Origin of the sequence: Pseudomonas sp. URMO17WK12:I9, assembly GCF_900230165.1 — a bacterium.
In the GTDB taxonomy this organism is placed as follows: domain Bacteria; phylum Pseudomonadota; class Gammaproteobacteria; order Pseudomonadales; family Pseudomonadaceae; genus Aquipseudomonas; species Aquipseudomonas fulva.
In genome coordinates, this window is record NZ_OCMQ01000008.1 from 107,734 (window position 1) to 130,270 (window position 22,537).

The 22,537-nt window shown below is 62.3% G+C and carries 25 protein-coding genes; 11 read left to right on the plus strand and 14 right to left on the minus strand.

The features are described 5' to 3' along the window. Positions 1-70: 70 nt before the first annotated feature. Genes CRP40_RS16370 through CRP40_RS16390 form a run of 5 tightly spaced genes read right to left on the minus strand, consistent with a single transcriptional unit; the run spans position 71 to position 3,121 of the window. Positions 71-376 (minus strand): STAS domain-containing protein, encoded by a 306-nt coding sequence (locus CRP40_RS16370; protein ID WP_027913750.1) that lies wholly within the window; start codon positions 374-376, stop codon positions 71-73. Next, on the minus strand, positions 373-1,020 hold the full coding sequence (locus CRP40_RS16375; protein WP_027913749.1) for an ABC transporter substrate-binding protein: 648 nt from the start codon (positions 1,018-1,020) through the stop codon (positions 373-375). Before CRP40_RS16375 ends, CRP40_RS16370 begins: the two co-directional genes overlap by 4 nt. 9 nt (positions 1,021-1,029) lie before the next feature. Continuing rightward, positions 1,030-1,515: an outer membrane lipid asymmetry maintenance protein MlaD gene (gene mlaD, locus CRP40_RS16380; protein WP_027913748.1), complete on the minus strand. Its 486-nt coding sequence runs from the start codon at positions 1,513-1,515 to the stop codon at positions 1,030-1,032. Next, positions 1,515-2,312, minus strand: coding sequence for a lipid asymmetry maintenance ABC transporter permease subunit MlaE (gene mlaE, locus CRP40_RS16385; RefSeq protein ID WP_023533432.1), 798 nt, complete (start codon positions 2,310-2,312; stop codon positions 1,515-1,517). The genes mlaD and mlaE overlap by 1 nt, the downstream gene beginning before the upstream one ends. Then, positions 2,312-3,121, minus strand: coding sequence for an ATP-binding cassette domain-containing protein (locus CRP40_RS16390; protein ID WP_027913747.1), 810 nt, complete (start codon positions 3,119-3,121; stop codon positions 2,312-2,314). Before CRP40_RS16390 ends, mlaE begins: the two co-directional genes overlap by 1 nt. A gap of 247 nt (positions 3,122-3,368) precedes the next feature. Between CRP40_RS16390 and CRP40_RS16395 the strand changes: the two genes are divergently transcribed. The 10 genes from CRP40_RS16395 (at position 3,369) to CRP40_RS16440 (ending at position 10,382) form a co-directional block, all read left to right on the plus strand. Further along, a complete protein-coding gene (locus tag CRP40_RS16395; RefSeq protein ID WP_027913746.1) occupies positions 3,369-4,343 on the plus strand; it encodes a KpsF/GutQ family sugar-phosphate isomerase in 975 nt (324 codons plus the stop codon). Between the two features lie 11 nt (positions 4,344-4,354). Then, positions 4,355-4,879, plus strand: a complete 525-nt coding sequence (locus tag CRP40_RS16400) for an HAD family hydrolase (protein WP_027913745.1) — start codon at positions 4,355-4,357, stop codon at positions 4,877-4,879. A gap of 8 nt (positions 4,880-4,887) precedes the next feature. Next, positions 4,888-5,460, plus strand: a complete 573-nt coding sequence (gene lptC, locus CRP40_RS16405) for an LPS export ABC transporter periplasmic protein LptC (RefSeq protein ID WP_027913744.1) — start codon at positions 4,888-4,890, stop codon at positions 5,458-5,460. Then, the gene (gene lptA, locus CRP40_RS16410) at positions 5,447-5,971 is read left to right on the plus strand and encodes a lipopolysaccharide transport periplasmic protein LptA (RefSeq protein WP_023533341.1); all 525 of its coding nucleotides are present in this window, start codon (positions 5,447-5,449) and stop codon (positions 5,969-5,971) included. Before lptC ends, lptA begins: the two co-directional genes overlap by 14 nt. Further along, complete coding sequence (lptB, locus tag CRP40_RS16415) at positions 5,972-6,697, plus strand: LPS export ABC transporter ATP-binding protein (protein ID WP_027913743.1); 726 nt, start codon at positions 5,972-5,974, stop codon at positions 6,695-6,697. It abuts the gene before it with no gap. 175 nt (positions 6,698-6,872) lie between these two features. Beyond that, complete coding sequence (locus CRP40_RS16420) at positions 6,873-8,366, plus strand: RNA polymerase factor sigma-54 (protein ID WP_023533448.1); 1,494 nt, start codon at positions 6,873-6,875, stop codon at positions 8,364-8,366. 81 nt (positions 8,367-8,447) lie between these two features. After that, complete coding sequence (gene raiA / locus CRP40_RS16425) at positions 8,448-8,756, plus strand: ribosome-associated translation inhibitor RaiA (RefSeq protein ID WP_003255135.1); 309 nt, start codon at positions 8,448-8,450, stop codon at positions 8,754-8,756. 12 nt (positions 8,757-8,768) lie between these two features. After that, positions 8,769-9,233, plus strand: coding sequence for a PTS IIA-like nitrogen regulatory protein PtsN (gene ptsN / locus CRP40_RS16430; protein WP_027913742.1), 465 nt, complete (start codon positions 8,769-8,771; stop codon positions 9,231-9,233). A 2-nt stretch (positions 9,234-9,235) separates the two neighbouring features. Next, positions 9,236-10,090: an RNase adapter RapZ gene (gene rapZ / locus CRP40_RS16435; protein ID WP_023533444.1), complete on the plus strand. Its 855-nt coding sequence runs from the start codon at positions 9,236-9,238 to the stop codon at positions 10,088-10,090. Between the two features lie 19 nt (positions 10,091-10,109). Next, positions 10,110-10,382 carry an HPr family phosphocarrier protein gene (locus CRP40_RS16440; protein ID WP_027913741.1) on the plus strand — a complete coding sequence of 91 codons (273 nt, stop codon included), beginning with the start codon at positions 10,110-10,112 and terminating at the stop codon, positions 10,380-10,382. Positions 10,383-10,467: 85 nt separating this feature from the next. Here the strand turns inward: CRP40_RS16440 and CRP40_RS16445 are convergent, their stop codons facing one another. The 6 genes from CRP40_RS16445 to pmbA form a co-directional block, all read right to left on the minus strand. After that, positions 10,468-11,355: a ZIP family metal transporter gene (locus CRP40_RS16445; protein ID WP_027913740.1), complete on the minus strand. Its 888-nt coding sequence runs from the start codon at positions 11,353-11,355 to the stop codon at positions 10,468-10,470. 11 nt (positions 11,356-11,366) lie between these two features. Then, complete coding sequence (locus tag CRP40_RS16450) at positions 11,367-11,978, minus strand: superoxide dismutase (RefSeq protein ID WP_027913739.1); 612 nt, start codon at positions 11,976-11,978, stop codon at positions 11,367-11,369. Position 11,979: 1 nt separating this feature from the next. Next, positions 11,980-12,408 carry a hypothetical protein gene (locus CRP40_RS16455; RefSeq protein WP_027913738.1) on the minus strand — a complete coding sequence of 143 codons (429 nt, stop codon included), beginning with the start codon at positions 12,406-12,408 and terminating at the stop codon, positions 11,980-11,982. A 27-nt stretch (positions 12,409-12,435) separates the two neighbouring features. After that, entirely contained in the window at positions 12,436-13,812 is a 1,377-nt protein-coding gene (locus tag CRP40_RS16460; protein WP_027913737.1) for a class II fumarate hydratase, read from the minus strand. After that, complete coding sequence (locus CRP40_RS16465) at positions 13,787-14,206, minus strand: hypothetical protein (protein WP_027913736.1); 420 nt, start codon at positions 14,204-14,206, stop codon at positions 13,787-13,789. Before CRP40_RS16465 ends, CRP40_RS16460 begins: the two co-directional genes overlap by 26 nt. Positions 14,207-14,355: 149 nt before the next feature. Then, entirely contained in the window at positions 14,356-15,702 is a 1,347-nt protein-coding gene (gene pmbA, locus CRP40_RS16470) for a metalloprotease PmbA (protein ID WP_027913735.1), read from the minus strand. Between the two features lie 109 nt (positions 15,703-15,811). Between pmbA and yjgA the strand changes: the two genes are divergently transcribed. Further along, positions 15,812-16,333, plus strand: a complete 522-nt coding sequence (gene yjgA / locus CRP40_RS16475) for a ribosome biogenesis factor YjgA (RefSeq protein WP_023533376.1) — start codon at positions 15,812-15,814, stop codon at positions 16,331-16,333. 35 nt (positions 16,334-16,368) lie between these two features. Here yjgA and tldD read toward each other — a convergent pair whose 3' ends face one another. The 3 genes from tldD to CRP40_RS16490 are packed head-to-tail and all read right to left on the minus strand — an operon-like array spanning position 16,369 to position 22,486. Continuing rightward, positions 16,369-17,808 carry a metalloprotease TldD gene (gene tldD / locus CRP40_RS16480; protein ID WP_027913734.1) on the minus strand — a complete coding sequence of 480 codons (1,440 nt, stop codon included), beginning with the start codon at positions 17,806-17,808 and terminating at the stop codon, positions 16,369-16,371. A gap of 2 nt (positions 17,809-17,810) precedes the next feature. Next, on the minus strand, positions 17,811-18,662 hold the full coding sequence (locus tag CRP40_RS16485; protein ID WP_027913733.1) for a carbon-nitrogen hydrolase family protein: 852 nt from the start codon (positions 18,660-18,662) through the stop codon (positions 17,811-17,813). Positions 18,663-18,676: 14 nt separating this feature from the next. Beyond that, positions 18,677-22,486 (minus strand): YhdP family protein, encoded by a 3,810-nt coding sequence (locus CRP40_RS16490; RefSeq protein WP_027913732.1) that lies wholly within the window; start codon positions 22,484-22,486, stop codon positions 18,677-18,679. Positions 22,487-22,537 lie beyond the last annotated feature (51 nt).

A 22,537-nucleotide genomic window follows, 5' to 3' on the forward strand; every position in this document is an offset into this window, starting at 1 on the left:
AAAAAGCCCCTCGCCTGCGAAGCCCAACGAGGGAGTTCACTGACCGAGGGGCAATTCTACCGCCAGCGTTTCAGCTCGCCAGCACCTCGTCGAGGTCATAAACCTGGGCGATGTCACGCATGTCATCAGGCAGGCCCTGCACCTGGCAACGCTTGCCAGCGGCCTGAGCATCGCGCATGAAAGCCAGCAACAGCGACAGGCCCACGCTTGTGGAATGCTCGACGGCCGTGCAGTCGATGATCAGCTGCGCATCACCGCTGGCCTTGATCAGCGCCTGGCCCTGCTTGCGCAGCGCAGGGCCACTGCGGTAGTCCAGCACGCCGGCCAGGCGCAGTACGCCAGGCTCGTTCATGCTTGCGGTGGCGGCCGGGCTCATTTGACAGCCTTCTCCGGGGAGCTGTCGGCGCTCTGCTTGGCCTTGGCCACTTCGCCGGCCCAGCCGTCGATGGTCTTGTCCAGGTTGTTGCCATTGCGCTGCATGGCATCGGCGAACTGATCACGGAACAGCTTGCCGATGTTGATGCCGTTGACAATCACATTGCGCACCTTCCACTCGCCAGCGATGTTCTCCAACGTGTACTGCACCGGGTACACCGCACCGTTGTTACCGGTGACCTTCATGCCAACACTGGCACGCTTGCCATCATCGGCCTTGGCCGGGTCGACCACGATCCCTTCGTTGTTGTACTCAAGCAGGGCATTGCCGTAGAACTGCAGCAGGCTGCGCTTGAAGTTTTCCTGGAAGCGCTGCATCTGCTCGGGCGTGGCCTTGCGCGAATACTTGACGGTCATGATGCTCCTGGAGATACCGTCGGCATCGACCACCGGGCCGAGAATCCGATTGAGCGACTCGTAGAACGCATTGGGGTTGGCCTTGTACTGCTGCTTGTTGGCCTTCAGGTCACTCAGCAACTCGTTGGTGGTGCTCTGGATCACATCGTGGGGCGATTGTGCCGCCACGGCCAGCAAGGGGAAAGCCGCCAGCAGAACCAGCAGGCCACGTCGCAGAATCGATATCATGGAAACTCCTCAGTTGTCCGGTTGCGCGTCTCTGGGTTCCTTGCCAACGGAGTTGAGCAGGAACTTGCCAATCAGGTCTTCGAGTACCAGCGACGATTGGGTATCGTGAATGGTCGCACCCTCCTTGAGCACCTCTTCCTCACCGCCCACGCTGATGCCAATGTATTTCTCGCCAAGCAGCCCGGCAGTCAGGATCGACGCCGTGGAGTCGGTCGGCAGGTTATCCACCGACTTGTCCAGTTGCAGCGTCACCCGACCGGTGTACGAATCACGGTCCAGGTCGATGGCGGTGACCTTGCCGATGGTGACGCCGGCCATGGTCACCTTCGCTCTGACAGTCAAACCGGCGATATTGTCGAAGTAGGCATAAACTTTGTACGTATCGGTGGCGGGGCTGGCCGACAGGCCACTGACGCGCAGGGCCAGCATCAGCAACGCCAGAATGCCGGCCAGGAGGAACAGGCCGACACCGATTTCCAGGGTGCGGTTTTGCATCAGAAATCTCCAAACATCAAAGCGGTCAGAATAAAGTCCAGACCCAGTACAGCCAGCGAGGCATAGACCACGGTCTTGGTAGTGGCACGGCTGATCCCTTCGGAAGTGGGCTCGCAGTCATACCCTTGGAACACGGCAATCCAGGTGGTGACGAAGGCGAACACCAGGCTCTTGATCAACCCGTTGAGCACATCGTCGGTAAAGGAGACACTGTTCTGCATGTTGGCCCAGAAAGACCCTTCATAGACGCCCAGCCAGTCGACCGCCACCCACGAGCCACCCCAGATCCCCACCACGCTGAAGATCAGCGCCAGCAACGGCAATGAGATGAACCCTGCCCAAAGGCGCGGCGCAACGATGTATTTGAGGGGGTCTACGCCGATCATCTCGAGGCTGGAAAGCTGCTCGGTGGACTTCATGTTGCCGATCTCGGCCGTCAGGGCGGAACCGGCTCGGCCCGCGAACAGCAAGGCGGTCACCACCGGGCCCAGTTCGCGCAGCAGGGTCAGGGCAACCATCTGCCCCACCGCCTGCTCGGAGCCGTACTTGGTGAGGATGCTGTAGCCCTGCAGGGCCAGCACCATGCCGATGAACATGCCCGAGACCACCACGATGGCCAGGGACAGCACACCCACCGAATACAGCTGGCGAGTGAGCAGTTGGAAGCCGCCGCCGATGCCGCCGCGCCCAACCAGGGCATGGAACAGGAACAGGCAGGACCGCCCTAGCACCGCCAGCACGTCAATGGACGAGCGCCCCAGCAGGCGCACACGCTCAAGAATGGATTTCTGACGCATCAGCGCGCCCCCAACAGGTCGGCGCGGTAATCGGGCGCGGGGAAATGGAACGGCACGGGGCCATCGGGATCGCCTTTCATGAACTGGCGAATGCGCGGGTTATCGGAACCCATCAATTCGTCCGGCGTACCTTGCCCCAGCACCTGGCCATCTCCGACTACATAGATGTAGTCGGCGATGCTGGCAGTTTCTGCCAGGTCATGGGACACCACGATGCTGGTAATGCCCAGGGCATCGTTGAGCAGGCGAATCAAGCGCACCAGCACCCCCATGGCGATCGGGTCCTGGCCCACGAAGGGCTCGTCGTACATGAGGATCTGCGGGTCCAGGGCGATGGCCCGGGCCAGGGCCACGCGCCGCTTCATGCCGCCGGACAATTCGTCCGGCATCAGGTCGATGGCGCCGCGCAAGCCCACCGCCTGCAGCTTCATCAGCACGATGTCGCGAATCATCTCGTCCGGCAGTTGTGTGTGCACGCGCAGGGGGAACGCCACGTTTTCGAAGACATCGAGGTCGGTGAAAAGGGCACCACTCTGGAACAGCACGCCCATTTGCTTGCGTGCATCGAACAGGTCACTGCGCGAAAGCGCCGGCAGGTTCTGCCCGGCCACCCACACTTCCCCACTTGTAGGGCGCAGTTGCGCACCCATCAGACGAAGCAATGTGGTCTTGCCGCAACCCGATGGCCCCATGATGCCGGTGACCTTGCCGCGTGGGATACGGATGTCGACATTGTTGAAAATGCTGCGTGAACCGCGTTTGAAGGTAACCCCCTTCAACTCGACCGCGCAGGCGCTATCCACACTCATCTAGACTCCTTGCTAGTGCAGCCCTGTCCTAGTGGACGTCAGCCTTCATCGGGAAGGCACACGCCCCGGGCCAGGCCGAATAGCCGCGAACTATAACACCGCTCTGAACGCCGCCCCAAGGCCGTACCGCCCGCTGTTCAGCTAGTCGACAGCGTTTGGGGATATTGCCTACGACAATCGAAAGCGTGAGGGTTTCAATCATTACCGCTATAATCGCCGCCTTTTTATCAGACACTGCTTTTTCGACATGAGCCAATCCAGCGAGCTGATCCAATCCGCCCAACGCACCCTGCGCCTGGAACTCGAGGCCGTCACGGCCCTGATCGAGCGTATCGGCGACGACTTCGTCAAGGCCTGCGAGCTGATCCTGGCCAGCAAAGGCCGTGTCGTGGTGGTCGGCATGGGCAAGTCCGGGCATATCGGCAACAAGATCGCCGCCACCCTGGCCAGTACCGGCACACCGGCCTTCTTCGTGCACCCGGCCGAAGCCAGCCATGGCGACATGGGCATGATCACCCGCGACGACGTGATTCTCGCGCTGTCGAACTCTGGCAGTACTGCCGAAATCATCACCCTCTTGCCACTGATCAAGCGCCTGGGCATCAAGCTGGTGAGCCTGACCGGCAACCCGGCCTCGTCCCTGGCCCAGGCCGCCGACGTCAATCTCGACGCCAGCGTCGCCCAGGAAGCCTGCCCGTTGAACCTGGCGCCCACATCCTCCACCACCGCCTCCCTGGTGCTGGGGGATGCCCTTGCCATCGCCCTGCTCGAAGCACGCGGGTTCACCGCCGAGGATTTTGCCTTCTCCCACCCCGGCGGTGCGCTGGGGCGCAGGTTGCTGCTCAAGGTCGAGAACGTGATGCACGCCGGCGACGACCTGCCCAAGGTGACGCGCGGCACACTGCTCAAGGACGCCCTGCTTGAAATGTCCCGCAAAGGCCTGGGCATGACCGTGATCATCGAAGACGATGGCACGCTGGCCGGCGTCTTCACCGACGGCGACCTGCGCCGCAGCCTGGACCGCAACATCGATGTGCGCACCGCCTTGATCGAGGAGGTGATGACGGTACACGGCAAGACCGCCCGGGCCGAAATGCTGGCCGCTGAAGCGTTGAAAATCATGGAAGACAACAAGATTGGCGCACTGGTGGTGGTGGACGCCCACGACCGCCCCACCGGCGCCCTGAACATGCACGATCTGCTGCGCGCTGGCGTACTGTGAGGAGCTCCACGATGAATCAGGATCTGATGCAACGCGCCAAGGCCATCAAGCTGGCGGTCTTCGACGTCGATGGTGTACTCACCGACGGGCGTCTCTATTTTCTTGAAGACGGCAGCGAGTTCAAGACCTTCAATACCCTCGACGGGCACGGCATCAAGATGCTGATGGCGTCTGGCGTTACGACCGCGATCATCAGTGGGCGCAAGACACCGGTCGTCGAACGCAGGGCGAAGAACCTCGGCATCGCGCATCTGTATCAGGGGCGCGAAGACAAACTCGTGGTGCTCGACGGCCTGCTCGCCGAGCTGGGCCTGAGCTATGATCAGGTGGCTTACCTTGGCGATGACCTGCCGGACTTGCCGGTCATTCGGCGCGTAGCTCTGGGCATGGCCGTCGCCAACGCGGCGCCGTTCGTGCGCGAGCACGCTCACGGCGTGACCCAGGCCCGCGGCGGCGAAGGCGCCGCACGTGAATTCTGCGAACTCATCATGCAGGCCCAGGGTACCCTGGATGCTGCCAACGCCAACTACCTGTAAGGTTGCCCATGTTCAGCAAGAAAGCCAGAAACATCGTGCTGCTCGGGGCCATTGCGGCCCTGCTGGTGGCCGTCGGCTACTGGAACGTCAGCCCGGAGAGCTTCCTGGAGAAGCCAATCGCCCAGGTCGACGAGAGCGCCATCGACTACTACGCCATCAACGCCCACAGCGTCCAGTTCCTGCCCGACGGCAGGCTCCAGTACGAAATGACCGCCGACAAAGTCGAACATCTCAAGGCCAGCGAGGTCACGATGTTGACCACGCCGGACTTGCACCTGTACCGCGGCACGGCGTTTCCGTGGCATGTACAAAGCACCCGCGCCGAGGTCAACCCCGACGGCAGCGAGGTCGAGTTGATCGACAATGTGCGGGTTGCCCGCACTGACGAACAGAAGCGTGAGACCATCATCACCAGCTCGCGCATGACCGTGTTCCCGCAGAAGCAATATGCGCAGACCGAGCAAGCCGTTAGAATCGACGGCGCCGGTGGAACGACCACGGGCAAAGGAATGAAAGCGTACCTGAAAGAAGGCAGGATGGACCTGCTCTCTAACGTAAGAGGACAGTATGAGGCTCGTTAAAACCCTCCCCCTTTTGCTCAGCCTGAGCGCAGCACTGGGAAGCGCGAGCGCCCTCGCCCTGCCGAACGACCGTGACCAGCCGATTCGCATCCAGGCCGACAATGCGCACCTGGACGACAAGAAAGGCGTGGCCACCTATACCGGTGACGTGATCATCACCCAGGGCTCTATGATGATCAAAGGCAACACCGTAACCATCACTCGCACGAACGGTGGCGACATCGACGTGGTGACCTCGGTGGGCAACCTGGCCTATTTCGAGCAGCAACAAAGCGCGTCCAAGGCGGACAAGATGAAAGGCTGGGGCGTTACCATCCAGTACCAGGCCCAGAAAGACCTGGTGGTGCTCACCGACCGAGCCAAGGTGGAAAACGAAGGCAACACCACCGAAGGCGAGAAAATCGTCTACAACACCCAGACACAAGTGGCCACTGCCGGTCGGGGTGGCAACGTAACCACGCCACGTCAGCGTATCGACATGGTGATCCAGCCCAAGAAGAAGGCCGAGTAAATGGCAACCCTCAAAGCCCAGCACCTGGCCAAGAGCTACAAGGGCCGCCAGGTCGTGCGAGACGTCAGCCTGTCGATCGACAGCGGTCAGATCGTCGGCCTGCTCGGCCCCAATGGCGCCGGCAAGACTACGTGCTTCTACATGATCGTTGGCCTGGTTCAGGCCGATCAGGGGCGCGTGCTGATCGACAGCCTCGATGTCAGCCACCAGCCCATGCACGGTCGCGCCCGGGCCGGTATCGGCTATCTACCGCAGGAAGCGTCGATCTTCCGCAAGCTGTCGGTGGCCGACAACATCAAGGCGATCCTGGAAACCCGCAAGGATCTTGATCGCGAGGGCCAGCGCCAGGAGCTCGAAAGCCTGCTTCAGGAATTCCACATCAGCCACATTCGCGATAACCTGGGCATGAGCCTGTCCGGCGGCGAGCGGCGGCGTGTCGAGATTGCCCGGGCATTGGCAACCTCTCCAAAATTCATCTTGCTCGACGAGCCCTTCGCAGGCGTGGACCCCATTTCGGTCGGTGATATCAAGCAGATCATTCATCACCTCAAAGCCAAGGGCATCGGTGTGCTGATCACGGACCACAACGTGCGTGAAACGCTGGATATCTGTGAAACGGCCTACATCGTCAACGACGGCCGCCTGATCGCCGAGGGCGATGCCCAGACCATCCTGGCCAATGACCTGGTGAAAGAAGTTTACCTGGGGCACGAGTTCAGGCTTTGATCACGACGCGCGCCTTGGGCACGAACAAAGACGCCCCCAAGTCGGGCCAAGTTGTTACAGTGCTCTAGGCAAACGCTACAATTTAAGGCATAAATCTTGCTTGAAATGGCGCCCCGGCGCCCTCGTGTAGTGGAAGGCGCATGTGCGCCGGCGAACAAGGTACAAAGCATCTGCCATGAAACCATCGCTCGTCCTAAAAATGGGCCAGCAACTGACGATGACACCGCAGTTGCAACAGGCCATCCGCCTGCTCCAGCTTTCCACCCTGGACCTTCAGCAGGAAATCCAGGAAGCCCTGGAGTCCAATCCGATGCTCGAGCGCCAGGAAGACGGCGACGACTTCGACAACACCGACCCCATGGCGGACAACGCCGAGAACAAACCGACCAGCGACGTCCAGGACAACAGCTTCCAGGAAACCACTGCCAGCGCCGAAAACCTCGAAGACGGCGAGTGGAACGAACGCATCCCCAACGAGCTTCCTGTCGACACCGCCTGGGAAGACATCTACCAGACCAGTGCCAGCAGCCTGCCAAGCAATGACGACGACGAGTGGGATTTCACCACCCGCACTTCGGCTGGCGAGAGCCTGCAAAGCCATCTGCTGTGGCAGTTGAACCTGGCGCCGATGTCCGACACCGACCGGCTCATTGCAGTCACCTTGATCGACAGCATCAACAATCAGGGCTATCTGGAAGACAGTCTGGAAGAGATTTGTGCAGGGTTCGACCCTGAGCTCGACATCGAGCTGGACGAAGTCGAGGCAGTGCTGCATCGTATCCAGCAATTCGAACCTGCTGGTGTCGGCGCCCGCACGCTGGGCGAATGCCTGTTGCTGCAACTGCGCCAGCTGCCGGCCAGCACCCCGTGGATGACCGAGGCCATGCGCCTGGTCAGCGACTTCATCGACCTGCTGGGAAGCCGCGACTACAGCCAGCTCATGCGCCGCATGAAACTCAAGGAAGATGAGCTGCGCCAGGTCATCGAACTGGTGCAGAGTCTCAACCCTCGCCCAGGGTCGCAGATCGAGTCCAGTGAGCCCGAGTACGTGGTGCCGGATGTGATCGTGCGCAAGGACAGCGAGCGGTGGCTGGTGGAACTGAACCAGGAGGCGGTGCCACGCCTGCGCGTTAACGCGCAATACGCCGGGTTCGTACGCCGCGCCGACACCAGTGCCGACAACACCTTCATGCGCAACCAGTTGCAGGAAGCACGCTGGTTCATCAAGAGCCTGCAAAGCCGCAACGAAACCTTGATGAAGGTGGCTACGCAGATCGTCGAGCATCAGCGCGGTTTCCTGGACCACGGCGACGAGGCGATGAAGCCGCTGGTGCTGCACGACATCGCAGAAGCTGTGGGCATGCACGAGTCGACCATTTCCCGGGTCACCACCCAGAAGTACATGCACACCCCCCGCGGCATCTACGAGCTGAAATACTTTTTCTCGAGCCACGTCAGCACCTCCGAAGGCGGGGAATGCTCGTCCACGGCGATCCGCGCGATCATCAAGAAACTGGTTGCGGCGGAAAATCAGAAAAAGCCATTGAGTGACAGCAAGATCGCTGGTTTACTGGAGGCACAAGGCATCCAGGTCGCCCGTCGCACTGTCGCCAAGTACCGCGAGTCCCTGGGTATCGCACCCTCGAGCGAGCGCAAGCGATTGATGTAGCCCCTGAGATGTGCCACCGCGTTTGTGTGGCAGGTGCAACACCTGCCTCTTTGATGCACGGGCAACAAAAGGAGAAGCTGTATGCAAGTCAATATCAGTGGACAGCATGTAGAAGTCACCCAACCCTTGCGTGATTACGTGCTCGAAAAGCTCGCCCGCGTGGAGAGTCACTTCGACAAGATCACTAACGTGCAGGTCATCATGAAAGTCGAGAAGCTGCAGCAGAAGGTCGAAGCGACCTTGCAGATTCCTGGCGGTGAAGTGGTAGCCAACGCCGAACACGAAGACATGTATGCAGCCATCGACGCCTTGGCCGACAAGCTCGACCGCCAACTGAAAAAACACAAGGAAAAACAGCAAAGCCTGCTGCAAGGTGCAGCAGCCCGCTGATCCCCCTCATCCATGATCCGACTTGAAACCATCCTGACCCCCGGCCGTTCCCTCGTGAACGTGCCGGGCGGCAGCAAGAAGCGCGCCCTGGAAAAGGTCGCCACCCTGATTGCCGATCAAGTACCTGAACTTGAGATGCAAGACGTCTTCGAAAAACTGGTGGCCCGCGAAAAGCTGGGCTCCACTGGTTTCGGCAATGGCATCGCCATCCCCCATTGCCGCCTCGAAGGGTGCTCCTCACCGGTCAGCGCCCTTCTGCACCTTGACGCCCCCATCGATTATGACGCGATCGATGGCGCGCCCGTGGACCTGCTTTTCGTTCTGCTGGTTCCGGTTGCGGCCACCGATGCTCATCTGGAACTGCTGCGCCAGATAGCCAGCATGCTCGATCGCAAGGACGTTCGTGATCGCCTGCGTGCAGCCCAGAGCAGCGAGGCCTTGTTCCAGGTCGTCCTGGACGTACAGAACGAGCATTGAACATGCGCTTGATCATCGTAAGTGGCCGGTCCGGCTCCGGTAAGAGCACGGCCCTCGATGTCCTCGAAGACAACGGTTTCTACTGCATCGACAATTTGCCCGCCGGGCTGCTGCCGCAGTTGGCGGAAAGCGCGCTGCTCAACACCGAATTGCCGCAGCCCAAGGTTGCCGTATCGATTGACGCACGCAACCTGCCAAGCCACTTGTCGCGCTTTCCCGAACTGCTCGAACAAGCGCGTGCTCGTCACATCCAGTGCGACGTGCTGTACCTCGATGCCGACGAAGACACGCTGCTCAAGCGTTTTTCCGAAACCCGCCGACGCCACCCGTTGACCAATGCCGATCGCTCACTGGCCGAGGCGATTCGCGTCGAACGGGATTTGCTGGGGCCGATAGCTGACCTGGCCGATCTCAAGATCGACACCACCCGCCTGAATCTCTATCAGCTGCGTGACTCGATCAAGCTGCGCTTGTTGGACAAGCCAGAACCGGGTACGGCTTTTCTGGTGGAGTCATTCGGCTTCAAGCGGGGCATGCCGGTCGATGCCGATCTGGTGTTCGACGTGCGCTGCCTGCCCAACCCTTACTGGAAGCCAGAACTGCGCGAGCATTCCGGCCTTGAACAACCCGTCATCGACTACCTCGCGGCTCAGCCGGACGTCGAAGAGATGTTCACCGATATTTCCAGCTACCTGCTCAAGTGGCTGCCACGGTTCGCCGCCAGCAACCGTGCCTATGTCACCATCGCCATCGGATGCACTGGCGGCCATCATCGCTCGGTGTACCTCACCGAACGGCTGGGCCAGTTGCTCCAGCAATCTTTGAAAAACGTCCAGGTTCGCCACCGCGACCTCTAGCCCAAGGATCCGCCAGCTCATGCCCGCCCGCGAAATCACCATCATCAACAAACTGGGTCTGCATGCCCGGGCGGCAGCCAAATTCGTCGGGGTTGCCGGTCGCTTTCCCTGCCAGGTCAAGGTAGGTCGTGCACCGGACAAGCTGGTCGATGGCAAGAGCATCATGGGGGTCATGATGCTGGCGGCGGGTAAAGGCACTCAGGTCCACCTGCTCACCGAAGGCGAACAGGACAGCGAAGCCATGGAGGCACTGGTCGAGTTGATCAACAACTATTTCGACGAGGGGGAGTAACACCTCGGCACGGCCAGCAAGCGTTTACATCGGCCGCCGCCAAGCGTGACGCCCTCCTCCTCGCGCCCGCAGTCTGGCGGGCGCTTCAGGACATCGCGGTATCCATCACCATCATCAGGCAGAAACCGATGCACAGCCCCAGGCTGGCCAGGCGGTGATTACCGTGGCTGCGTGATTCGGGGATGATTTCCTGGGTCACGACCAGCAGCATCGCCCCTGCAGCGCAGGCGAGGCCCAGGGGCAACAGCAGTTGCGCCACATTCACCAGCCAGGCGCAGATAACGGCTGCCACGGGCTCCACCAGACCGGAGGCGGCGCCGATGAGAAAGGCCTTGAAGCGCGACATGCCAGCCCCGGCGAGCACCAGCGCAATGACCAGCCCCTCCGGTACATCCTGCAAGGCGATGCCCATTGCCAGGCTGTCGGCATCTGCCATGCCCCCGCCTGCAGACACGCCTATGGCCATGCCCTCTGGAATGTTGTGGGCGATGATGGCGAACACGAACAGCCACACGCGCGAAGCGATGACCGGCTCGTCAGGGGTCAGCCCTGAGGACGAGCCTGGCGAGAGTTTCAGGTCCACCAGGTAAAGGCACAACGCGCCTGCCAGCAGGCCCGCGCTGATGAGGCCGCCGGCTCCCCATGCACCAAAACCAATGGCCTGAGCGGCCTCCAACCCAGGCACTATCAGCGAGAAGGCCGTGGCCGCCAACATGACGCCAGCACCAAAGCCCAACAGTGTATCGGCCAATGCCACGGGCATGGTGCGGATAACCAGTACCGGCACCGCACCCAGGGCCGTCCCCAACGCGCACAGCGCGCCGCCCTCAAGCGCGCGCAACATACGTGGGTCCAGGTCGAGCCAGGCAAATGCGCGCGCCACCAGCAGCGCGGTACCCGCCAGCAGCAACAGGGTTCCAAGCGCCAGCCTGAACAGGCGCACGCTGCTGACGGACATGACTTCGGCGCGCATACCTGCCTGGCTCATTTCATGGCATCGAGGTAGCGGCGATTCACTTGCGCCCAGTCGATGACGTTGTAGAAGGCCCCGATGTACTCAGGCCGACGGTTCTGATACTTCAGGTAGTACGCGTGCTCCCAGACGTCCAGGCCGAGGATCGGTGTGTGGCCATGCATCAACGGGCTGTCCTGGTTGCCACTGCTCTCGACCACGAGGGTCCGCTGCGGGGTAACGCTCAGCCAGGCCCAACCACTGCCGAAGCGGGTGAGCGCGGCCTTGGTGAAGGCTTCCTTGAATGCCTCGAAGCCACCCAATTGTGTGTCGATGGCACGGGCAACTTCGCCCTGGGGCTCGCCTCCACCACGGGGGGACATCACTGTCCAGAACAGGCTGTGGTTGGCATGCCCGCCGCCATGGTTGGTCACGGCGCCTCGCAGGTTTTTAGGTAACTGCTCGACCTGCGCCACCAGCTTTTCCACCGGCCAGTCGGCCCATTCACTGTTCTCGACCGCTGCGTTGAGGCCATTGACGTACGTCTGGTGATGCTTGGTGTGATGGATCTCCATGGTCTGCGTGTCGATGTGCGGTTCCAGCGCATCGTAGGCGTAGGGCAGTGCAGGCAATGCATGAGGCATGTCAATGGACTCCGTGGGCAGGTTGAAGTGAACAGGCGCTGTGTCGGTTGAGCAGGTGCTCGGTGCGCGGGTACTGGCCGTGTTCGGCGATGAAACTCAACAACTCGGTGTAGGTACGGGCGCTGTGGTGCAGTGCGGCATCACGCAGCCCCCGTGGCAGGCACACGTCCTGACTGGCCTGCAACAGCCGTTGGTGCACGGCGCACAGGTAATCGGCGCTTTCATGGGGCTGCTGCAGACGCAGGTGCAGGTCGGCCAGGTTGTGATGCGCGATCACCAATGAGGCCACGGCTTGATCGGCATCCTCCCAGCGCGTGAACAGCACTTGGGCCAATGCCAGGGCCTGGAGGTAATGTTCGCGAGCATCCACCAGCTCACCTTGCGAGAACAGCTGATTGGCGACTTGCGTGATGCGTTTCCAGTGCTGCATGACGAGCCTCCAGGGCCATTGCGCTGTTCAGATACCACCAGCGGTCAGCTTTTCCGGATTCAGCAAGGCCTGCAACCGATCACGGGAAAGGTCGGTGTGCTCCAGCGCCACATCGATGATGGGCCGCCCTTGCGCATAAGCGGCCTTGGCGATCTCGGCTGCCTTGAGGTAACCAATGATCGGGTTCAGTGCCGTGACCAGGATTGGGTTACGCGCCAACGCCTCGTTGAGTTTGTTTTCATTGACCTTGAATGTGGCAATGGCTTTGTCTGCCAGCAACCGGCTGACATTGGCCATCAGCTCGATGCTTTCGAGCAGGTTACGGGCGATGACCGGCAACATGACATTGAGCTCGAAGTTGCCGGACTGCCCCGCTACCGCGATCGTTGCGTCATTGCCGATGACCTGAGCGGCGACCATGGCGGTGGCTTCAGGAATCACCGGATTGACCTTTCCAGGCATGATCGACGAGCCAGGTTGCAAGCCCTGCAGCTCGATTTCACCCAAGCCCGCCAAGGGCCCCGAGTTCATCCAGCGCAGGTCGTTGGCGATCTTCATCAACGCCACCGCCGTGGTCTTGAGCTGGCCAGACAGTGCAACGGCAGTGTCCTGGGAGCCGATCAGGGCAAACAGATTCTGAGCAGGGCGAAACGCTACGCCCGTCAACGCGCTGAGGTGACGGGCGAAGCCGGCTGCGAAATCAGGATGGGCGTTGATCCCGGTGCCCACGGCCGTGCCGCCCTGGGCCAGGGCCTGCAGGCTAGGCAAGGTGGCCTCTATGTGCGCCTTGGCACCTGCGACCTGCGCCGCCCAGCCATCGAGTACTTGGCTCATGCGTACAGGCATGGCATCCATCAAGTGCGTACGGCCTGTCTTGATATAGGGACGAACCTGGATCGACTTGGCTTCGATCACCTGCACAAGGTGGCTCAGCGCTGGCAGCAGTTGCTCGTGGAGCGCAAGGGCTGCGCTCACATGAATGGTGGTAGGAATGATGTCATTGCTGCTCTGCCCGCAATTGACGTGGTCATTGGGATTGACCGCTTCGCTCGAGGCTCGGCTGGCCAGCGTTGCAATCACTTCGTTGGCGTTCATGTTGGAACTGGTGCCGGAACCGGTCTGGAACACATCGACCGGAAAATGCACGCTGAAGTCTTCTGCCAGCAGTTGCTGTACGGCCGTGACGATCGCCTGGCCTTGCTGCTCAGACAACTGCTCCAGTTCGACGTTGGCGTTAGCCGCCGCTGCCTTGGCCAGCAGCAGCGCGCGTAAGAACTGGGCAGGCATGCGCTGGCCACTGATGGGGAAATTGTCGACCGCACGCTGGGTCTGCGCGCCGTACAGCGCGTCTGCCGGCACGTGCAACTCGCCCATGCTGTCACGCTCGATGCGGGTATTGGTCATCATCGGGTCCTTGCATCAATTCATCGGGGGAAATCGAGGGCAGCAAACGGCAATTGGCCAGTTGCAGGGCATAGGGCTGCCAGCGTTGGTTCTGTTCCTGTCGGTCGAGGTTGCGCAGGATCAACAGTGGCCGCCAGGCCTGATCCAGGCACTGGCAGCGCCAGTGCCAAGGCAGCATGCGGTCGCAGGCGGTATCGAGCAGCAGGCGGAAGGAGGTCAATGCCACCGTCCAGGGTGACGTCTGGGTGCAACACACCAGGTAACGCCCTTCCGCCAGGTAATGTTCGATCAGGCGCGGCTCATCGGGCTCGAGCGCACAGCGGATCCGGCGACTGAGCCAGCGCCAGTTTTCAAGATAGGGCAGTTCGCGAAGGGCGGTCGTCATGAACATCATCATCGTGCAGCTGTGAAATGATATTCATTATTAATTGATAAATAGAATCAATTCAACCCATAGATGGTGTGAAGGGGCCGCCGCTTGATCTTCTGCCGCGAAAAAAAAAGGGGCCGCTGCGCGGCCCCAACGGCTTCACATGAAGAGGATCAACTACCGGCAACCATCATCCGCTCGATCAACACCGAGCCTGTATGAATGTTGCTGCGGGTCTCCAGGTCGCTGCCGATCGCCACGATCTGCTTGAACATGTCCTTCATGTTGCCCGCGATGGTGACTTCCTGGACGGCGTACTGGATCTCGCCATTCTCGACCCAGAAACCGGCCGCGCCACGGGAATAGTCCCCTGTCACCATGTTCAGGCCATGGCCCATCAATTCGGTGACCAGCAGGCCGCGCCCCATGCGTCGGATCAACGCGGCCTGGTCTTCACTGCCATGGGTGACGAACAGGTTGTGCACGCCGCCTGAGTTGGCGGTACTGGGCAGACCCAGTTTGCGCCCCGAGTAGGTACCGAGCAGGTAGGACACCAGCTGGCCCTTATCCACGAACGGTTTGGCGTAGGTTGCCAGGCCATCACCATCGAAGGCTGCGCTGCCCAACGCGCGCGGGATGTGAGGGCGCTCGTCCAAGGTCAGCCAGGCCGGGAACAACTGTTGGCCGAGGGCGCCTTCAAGGAAGGAGGACTTGCGGTACAGGTTCCCACCGGAAACCGCCGACAGGAAGCTGCCGAACAGCCCGCCTGCCAATTCGGCCGAGAACAGTACCGGCACCTCACAGGTCGGCACCGGCCGTGCGCCCAGGCGACTGGCGGCGCGTTGGGCGGCGCGGATACCGATGCTGCGCGGGTCAGCCAGCAGGTTACCTTGGCGATTGACGTCGTACCAGTAGTCACGCTGCATCTGCCCATCGCCCTCGGCGATCATCACGCAGCTCAGGCTGTGACGGGTGGAGGCGTAGCCACCGACAAAGCCGTTGCTGTTGCCATACACCCTGCACCCCTGGTGGGTGTTGAGCGAGGTGCCATCGGCGTTGAGAATTCGAGGATCAGCGTCGAAGGCCGCAGCTTCGCACGCCAAGGCCATTTCAATGGCCTTCTCCGGCTCCAGGTTCCAGTCGTGGTAGAGGTCGAGGTCCGGAACATCGCGGGCCATCAGGGCGGCGTCGGCAAGCCCGGCGCATTCGTCCTCGGAGGTGTGCTTGGCAATGGCCAGCGCAGCTGCGACGGTTTCGCGAATGGCGTCCGAACCACTGGCCGAGGTGCTGGCCGAGCCTTTGCGCTGCCCGACGTACAGGGTGATACCAAAGCCCTGGTCACGGTTGAACTCTACCGTCTCGACCTCGCGCTGGCGGACCGTGGTGGACAGGCCCTGCTCCAGCGACACCGCCACTTCGCAGGCACTGGCACCCTGGCGGCGGGCCTCGGCAATGATCGCTTCGACCTGCTCTTGCAAGGCTGGCAGATCGTTCGGGCCGATACTCTGGACTGCACTCATGGTTTTCTCCACTCAGAATTCTGCGTTCGGCAAGGGCCATTCAACGGCCGGGCCGGACAAGCGGCCCCCGACTGGTTATCATGGCGGCGATCTTTAGCGGACTGCCACCATGGTTGATTCAAACGACGACGCCTTCGACGGCGAAAAAAGCAAAACCCAGATCAAGCGCGAACTGCATGCGCTGGTCGAACTCGGCGAGCGGCTCACCACCCTCAAGGCCGACACCCTGGCGCGCCTGCCCTTGACCGATGAACTGCGCAAGGCATTGGCCGAAGCCAGCAAGCACACCGCGCATGGGGCTCGCAAACGCCACATGTCGTTCGTCGGCAAGCTGATGCGTGTACAGGACCTGGACGCCATTCACGCCCTGCTGGAACAGATGGACAGCTCCACCCGCCAGTACAACGAGCGTTTTCACGGTCTTGAACGCTGGCGTGATCGGTTGATCGACGGCAACGACGAGGACCTCGAACGGTTCGTCAACGAATACCCGGAGACCGACCGCCAGCAGCTGCGCTCGCTGGTGCGCCATGCCCAGCACGAAAAGGCCAGGAACAAACCCCCTGCCGCTTCGCGCAAGGTGTTCAAGTACATTCGCGATCTGGACGAGCTGCAGCGCGGGCTGCGCTGATCGCGGCGGGGCCGCCTTGCGGCCCCAGCCGACCCTCACGCCCCGGTACCACCCACCGTGATCGCATCGAGTTTCAAGGTCGGTTGGCCTACACCGACCGGCACGGACTGCCCGTCCTTGCCGCATGTCCCTACCCCACTGTCGAGCGACAGGTCGTTGCCGACCATCGACACACGGCTCATCGCCTCCGGGCCATTGCCAATCAAGGTCGCGCCTTTGACCGGGGCGGTGATCTTGCCATCCTCGATCAGGTAGGCCTCGCTGGTCGAAAACACGAACTTGCCGCTGGTAATGTCCACCTGTCCGCCACCCAAATTCGCGCAGTAGATGCCCTTCTTCACCGACGCGATGATCTCCTGCGGGTCGCTTTCACCGGCCCGCATGTAAGTGTTGGTCATGCGCGGCATCGGCAAGTGGGCATAGGATTCCCGTCGGCCGTTACCCGTCACCGCCATGCCCATCAGGCGCGCATTGAGCTTGTCCTGCATGTAGCCCTTGAGCACGCCGTTTTCGATCAGGGTGGTGCACTCGGTCGGCGTACCTTCGTCGTCCACGCTCAAGGAGCCACGTCGGCCTTCCAAGGTGCCATCATCGACGATGGTGCACAGGCTGGACGCGACCTTCTGGCCGATTCGGCCGCTGAATGCCGAACTGCCCTTGCGGTTGAAATCGCCTTCCAGGCCATGGCCAACCGCCTCATGCAACAGCACGCCGGACCAACCAGGCCCCAGCACCACGGGCAGGGTGCCGGCAGGCGCAGCAACGGCATCCAGGTTCACCAACGCCTGGCGCAGTGCCTCGCGGGCATAGCCCATCACCCGCTCCTCGGTGAAGAAGCGATAGTCGGTGCGCCCGCCGCCGCCCTGCCCGCCGCGTTCGCGACGGCCGTTCTGCTCGACGATGACGCTGACGTTGAAGCGCACCAGGGGCCGTACGTCGGCCGCCAGGCTGCCATCGGCGGCCGCGACCAGGATCCGCTCCCAGACGCCGGCCATGCTGACGCTGACCTGCTGGATACGCGGGTCCAGTGCACGGGTGGCGGCATCGACACGCTTGAGCAGCTCGACCTTCTCGGCACGGCTGAGCACGTCCAATGGATTATCCGCCGGGTAGAGAGTGGTCACGTCCTGGGCACGGAATGCCTGAACCGTGCCGTTCTGCCCGGCACGGGAAATCGATCGCGCGGCGCGCGCGGCAGAGGTCAAGGCTTCGAGATTGATGGCATTGCTGTAGGCAAAGCCGGTTTTTTCGCCGGCCTGGGCACGGACGCCGACCCCCTGATCGAGGTTGAAGCTGCCTTCTTTGACAATCCCATCCTCCAGCGCCCAGGTTTCCGAAATCTGGCCCTGAAAGTACAGGTCGGCGGCGTCGATGCCTGGGCCGGCCAATTCACCCAGCACACTTTGCAGGCTGTCCAGGGTCAAGCCGCCTGGGGCCAGGAGCTGCTCGCTGACGGTGGATAACATCTGGCTCATAGTCACTCCGAGGTGTGCGCAGGCCGCAATGCGCCCTGCGAGAAGAAGCTCCGGTGATCGATCACCGGCATGCGCGCCCGAATGGACGCCTGTTCGTCACTGTCGCGCTCGGCAAGCAGTACCGCTTCGCCTTGCGCCTGTTGCGCCACGATGCGCCCCCATGGGTCGACGATCGCCGCGTGGCCGTGAGTCTGGCGCTGGCCGGGGTGAAGCCCGCCTTGGGCTGCGGCCAGCATGTAGCATTGCGTTTCGATGGCGCGTGCGCGGATCAGCACGTCCCAATGCGCCGCCCCTGTCACCGCCGTGAACGCCGACGGTGCACTGATCAGTTCTGCCCCGGCTGCGCGCAGGTGGCTGTACAACTCGGGAAAGCGCAGGTCGTAGCACACGCTCAGGCCCAACCGCCCCACCGGCGTATCGGCAACCACCACCTGCGCACCGGCGGCGTAATCATCGGATTCACGATAGCGGCCACGATTGTCGGCGACATCCACATCGAACAGGTGCAACTTGTCATACCGCGCGACCTGCTGCCCATGCTCGTCGATCAACAACGAACAGGCATGTGCCTTGGCCTTGGGCTGACCGGTCGGCGGCAGGGCAATGGTGCCTGCGACAATCCATAACTTGAGGTCACGAGCCACGCGTTTCAACCAGGGCAGGATCGGGCCTTCGCCGAGGGCCTCGGCGCGGCCGATCGCCGCGGCGTCTGCACGCCCCATGGCGGCGAAGTTCTCCGGCAGCACGGCCAGCCTGGCGCCACCTGATGCCGCCTGTTCCAGAAGCTTGCTCGCCTGGCGCAGGTTACCCTGCACATCATCCTGGCTGACCATCTGGATCACTGCCGCCTTCATCGACCCTCCTGGCGCTATTTCTGGAATGGTTTCACAAAGGTAATCTTAGGCTCTTTCCACGGCCCTACTACCCGGTAATGCACGCTGGCAAAGCGCGACACCCGATCGCCAATCAGCCGGTCGACCAGAAACAGTGCGCCGCCCACGGCCGGGGCGCCGACGATCAGCGCTGCCAGGGGAAGGTTGTTGGTGACCGGCAGGCTGACCTGCAGGTTGGCAGCGACCCGCTCACGCACCATGTCCAGGGTACCATCGAGTTCGAAATCGCTCGACGGGCCGGTTACCTTGATCGGCGTGCGGGTTACGTATACCCCTTCACTGGCCACCAGCAGCCCCTTGAGCCGGTCGTAGGCCAGGCCCTTTTCGAACAAGTCGGAGAAGTCCAGGCGCAAGCGCCGACCAATGGCGTTGAAGTTCAGCAAGCCGAATACACGCAACGCTTGTGCGCCACCGTCCACCTCGACGAACTGCCCGCTGTGCAGCACTGCATCGAGGCTCCCGGAGAACCGCTTCAGGCTGATTGCCGCCGGGGAGCCCGGCCACCGCCCGTCTACGTCCATGCGAAAATCCCGGGCGGTTACCGTCGGGGCAAAGCCCCAGGCCGTGAGCACGTCACCCAGTTGCTTGCCTTGCACGCGGCCTTTGTACCAGCTCGTGCCGCCTGCGCCATCCCAACCACCGGCGCCGTCGATGCGCAGCCCCTTGAGGTTCAGATCGATGTCGCTGGCGTTCACACCGGTACGGGTCGGCCGCAGCTTGATCGCAGCGCTGCCGTACAGATCGTCACCGCGGTAAAACGTGTCGATGCGCACGTCCAGCGGCGGCACCTTGCGCGGATCGAACGACGCCAGCGGGTCGGCGCCGTCTTCGTCCTGCGCCTGGTCGGCATTGCCTGCCGGCAGGCGCAAGGTTTGCAGCCGCACCACGATAGGGGCGCCCTCGGCGTCGGGCACGCGCGCGTCGCCCACCACCTGCCGACTGTCCAGGCGCACGTCCCAGGCCGCCGACCCACGTGCCAGACGCACCCTCGCCTGGTTCAGCTCGGTACCGTACGCCTTCAGGGCCCCGATGCTCAGGTCAACGCTCTGCAGTGTCTGGCGCGCATTGCCACCTGGATCGTCGCCCCCTAGCTTCTGCGCCTGAGCCTGCCAAGGCTCAAGGTCCAGGGTATCGAGGTGCCCACGGATACGCAGGCCGCGACCGCCAGGAGGCTGCGCTTGACCAGCACCAAGCAGCAGCTCACCAGCGCCCTGGTCCAGGTGCTCGGCTGGCGCCACGTAGGCTAGCCGGGCAAGATCGGTGTAGGCGGCGTCGATGTGCCGTTGCGCGCCTTGCAGGTTCATGCTGAAACGGCTAGCCCGACTGTCGGCAGGCGCTTTGCCAAAGGGCGCCGGCAGGTCGATCGACAGGCCTTTGAGGTCCGAATCGACGTTAATCAGGTTTTCACGTGCGCCAATGCTCAACTGCAGCTGGTACGGCAGCTCGCCAGACGCCGGCAGTGCCTGGTCGAAGTGCAGCCATTGGGTCAGTGCTTGCAGCGAAACCCGGCCGCTGGCGCTGATTCTGGTCTGCATCTGTCCCGGTTCGCCTACAGCGGCAATCTGTGCAGTGACCGGCTTGCCGAATGCCTGCAGGGAAATGCCCTTGCCACTGAGGCCCTTGTCGTAGTCGAAGCTGAAGTCGCCCTTCAGGCGCGTGAGTTCCAGCTCGGGCGATGCAATCTTGAGCCGTGCATCGCGCGTGGCGAAATCCACCTTCACCTTAGGTTGTTGCCCATGGGCCAGCGGGATGTCCAGCTTGACCTTGCCTCTGAGGGGGCCCTCACCTTCCCATCCTGCAAAGATTTCATTGGTGCCAATGGGCGCTTGCTTGAGTATCTTGAGCCCGTCCACCAGGCCACCCTCGAAATTGCCGTCCAAGTGCAAGTGGCTGTCACCCATGCCTTCCACATGTGGAATGTCGACTTTCACGTCGCTGACCTTGGTATCGAGCAGCACACCGCTTTGCGCCTTGATGCGCACACCGCTGTCCTCGATGAACACGTCGCCGTCCACATGCTGTACCTGTGGCCAGCCGGGCTGGAAGTCCAGGGTGGCATCATGAACTTTGAAGAACAGGCTGATGCTGCGAGCTTCGGGCTTGGCACCGTGATTGAGCGAGCCCTGGTACTGGAAGTAACCCTGGTCGACACTGCCTTTGACGATGGCGCTGCGCAGCCATTGGTCCAAGGCCGGGCTCAACACCTCGGGCAAGTACTTGGCGGTGTAGCGGCCATCGCCGTCGGTCAGACCGACACGCAGGTCCATGTAGTCTTCACGCCCTTCCTCGAACAACAGGCGGATGAGGAAGTCGCCTGCAATGTTGCCCTCCTCGCCCACGACCTTCAGGTAAGGAGCGATCAGGGTGAAGCCTTCCTTGTCCAGTGCCCAGGTCAGGCGCGCATTGGCTTTCTGGTAGTGCCAGGGTTTGGCGAAGATCGGATCCAGGTGCAGCATGAAAGCGTCGGTGTCCAGGCGCAGTTCGCCATGCCCAAGGTCGCCGCTGATGCTGCCGCTCACGTTACCGGCAGCCGGGGCGCCGTGATACGCATCGAAACCCACGCGCTCCAGGTTGCTTTCGAACGCCAGCCGGCGATCGCCGTCGGCCTTGGGCCGGGCCGTCAGGTGCACATTGCGCAGGGCACCTGTGACATTGAGGCCATCGATCACCGCCAGCACTTGCTGGCCCATGGGCGCCAAGGCGTGGATCAGCGGCGTGAGAGGGGTCAGCTCCACACGGTCGGCCTGCACCTGCCAGCTTTCATCGGCCGGGGCCGCACCGTTGCGCTGCATCAACCGCAGCCGCGAGGCCCAATGCGTGTCGCCAATGTCCATCGCCAACGCGTCGACAATGACGTCGAAGCCCTCATCCTGACGCTCGAACCAGGCATTGAGGGCGAGGCTGTCTACCTTGACCGGTTTGCGCGTGTCATAGGCCCCTTGCAGGTGCGGCGCATTCAGGCGTACGGCGCCTTGGTGCAACTGACGGTCGCGCCAGTCGAACCAGGCTTCACCGCCTGCCTGAAGCACCTGGGCATGCCACTGCCCCAACAGCCGGGGCGGCAACCAGCGTGCCCAGTCACTGTGCGGCAGGTTGAGATAGCCCTGTACCTGCGCATCACGCCAGGCTTCGGCCGAAGCGCGGCTGCGCGCGCTCAGCGTCAGGGGTTGGCCATCTGGCAAGGTTGCCCGCAGGTCCAACGATTGCCGCGAGGGCCCCGCCAGCAAGCCTGCGCTGACATAGGTCAGCGTCAGCGGATCACGCTGCCAGGCGTGGAGGGTAACTTGGCTGTCGAACACATCGACCCGCCCAAGCCGGCGCAGGTCCTTGAGCAATTGCTCGGGCTGCAAGGGTGCGTCGTCCTGCTTGGGCAGGCCCTCGAGCTTCCACTTGCCGGCTTCATCCTCTCGGGCGATCAGTTGCAGGCCAGCCAGCTGGATGCGCGCCAGGCGCACTTCACCTGCGACCAGGCTGCCCCAGACATCCGGCACCACGGTGACGTCATCGAGCCGCAAGGCCGTGCCGCCTTCACCGATTTGCAGGTCGCGTACGGTCAGCACCGGCGACAGCCTGCTCCAGCGGCCCTGAAGCGCGCCAATGTGCACCGGCACACCCAGCGCTCCGGCGACCTTGGCCTGCACCGTGCTGCGGTACTCGGCCGCCAGCGGCACCAAGGCCCGGCCAAGGCTGGCGTACAGCGCCACTGCGATGACCAGCAACGCGCAAGCCCCCAGCCCCCAACGGGTCAGGACACTCAGAACGCGGCTTAGACGTCCCATGGCCATGGCCCTCCAGGTCGTATATGCATAATGGCCCGTGGTGCCGTTTTCGCCATG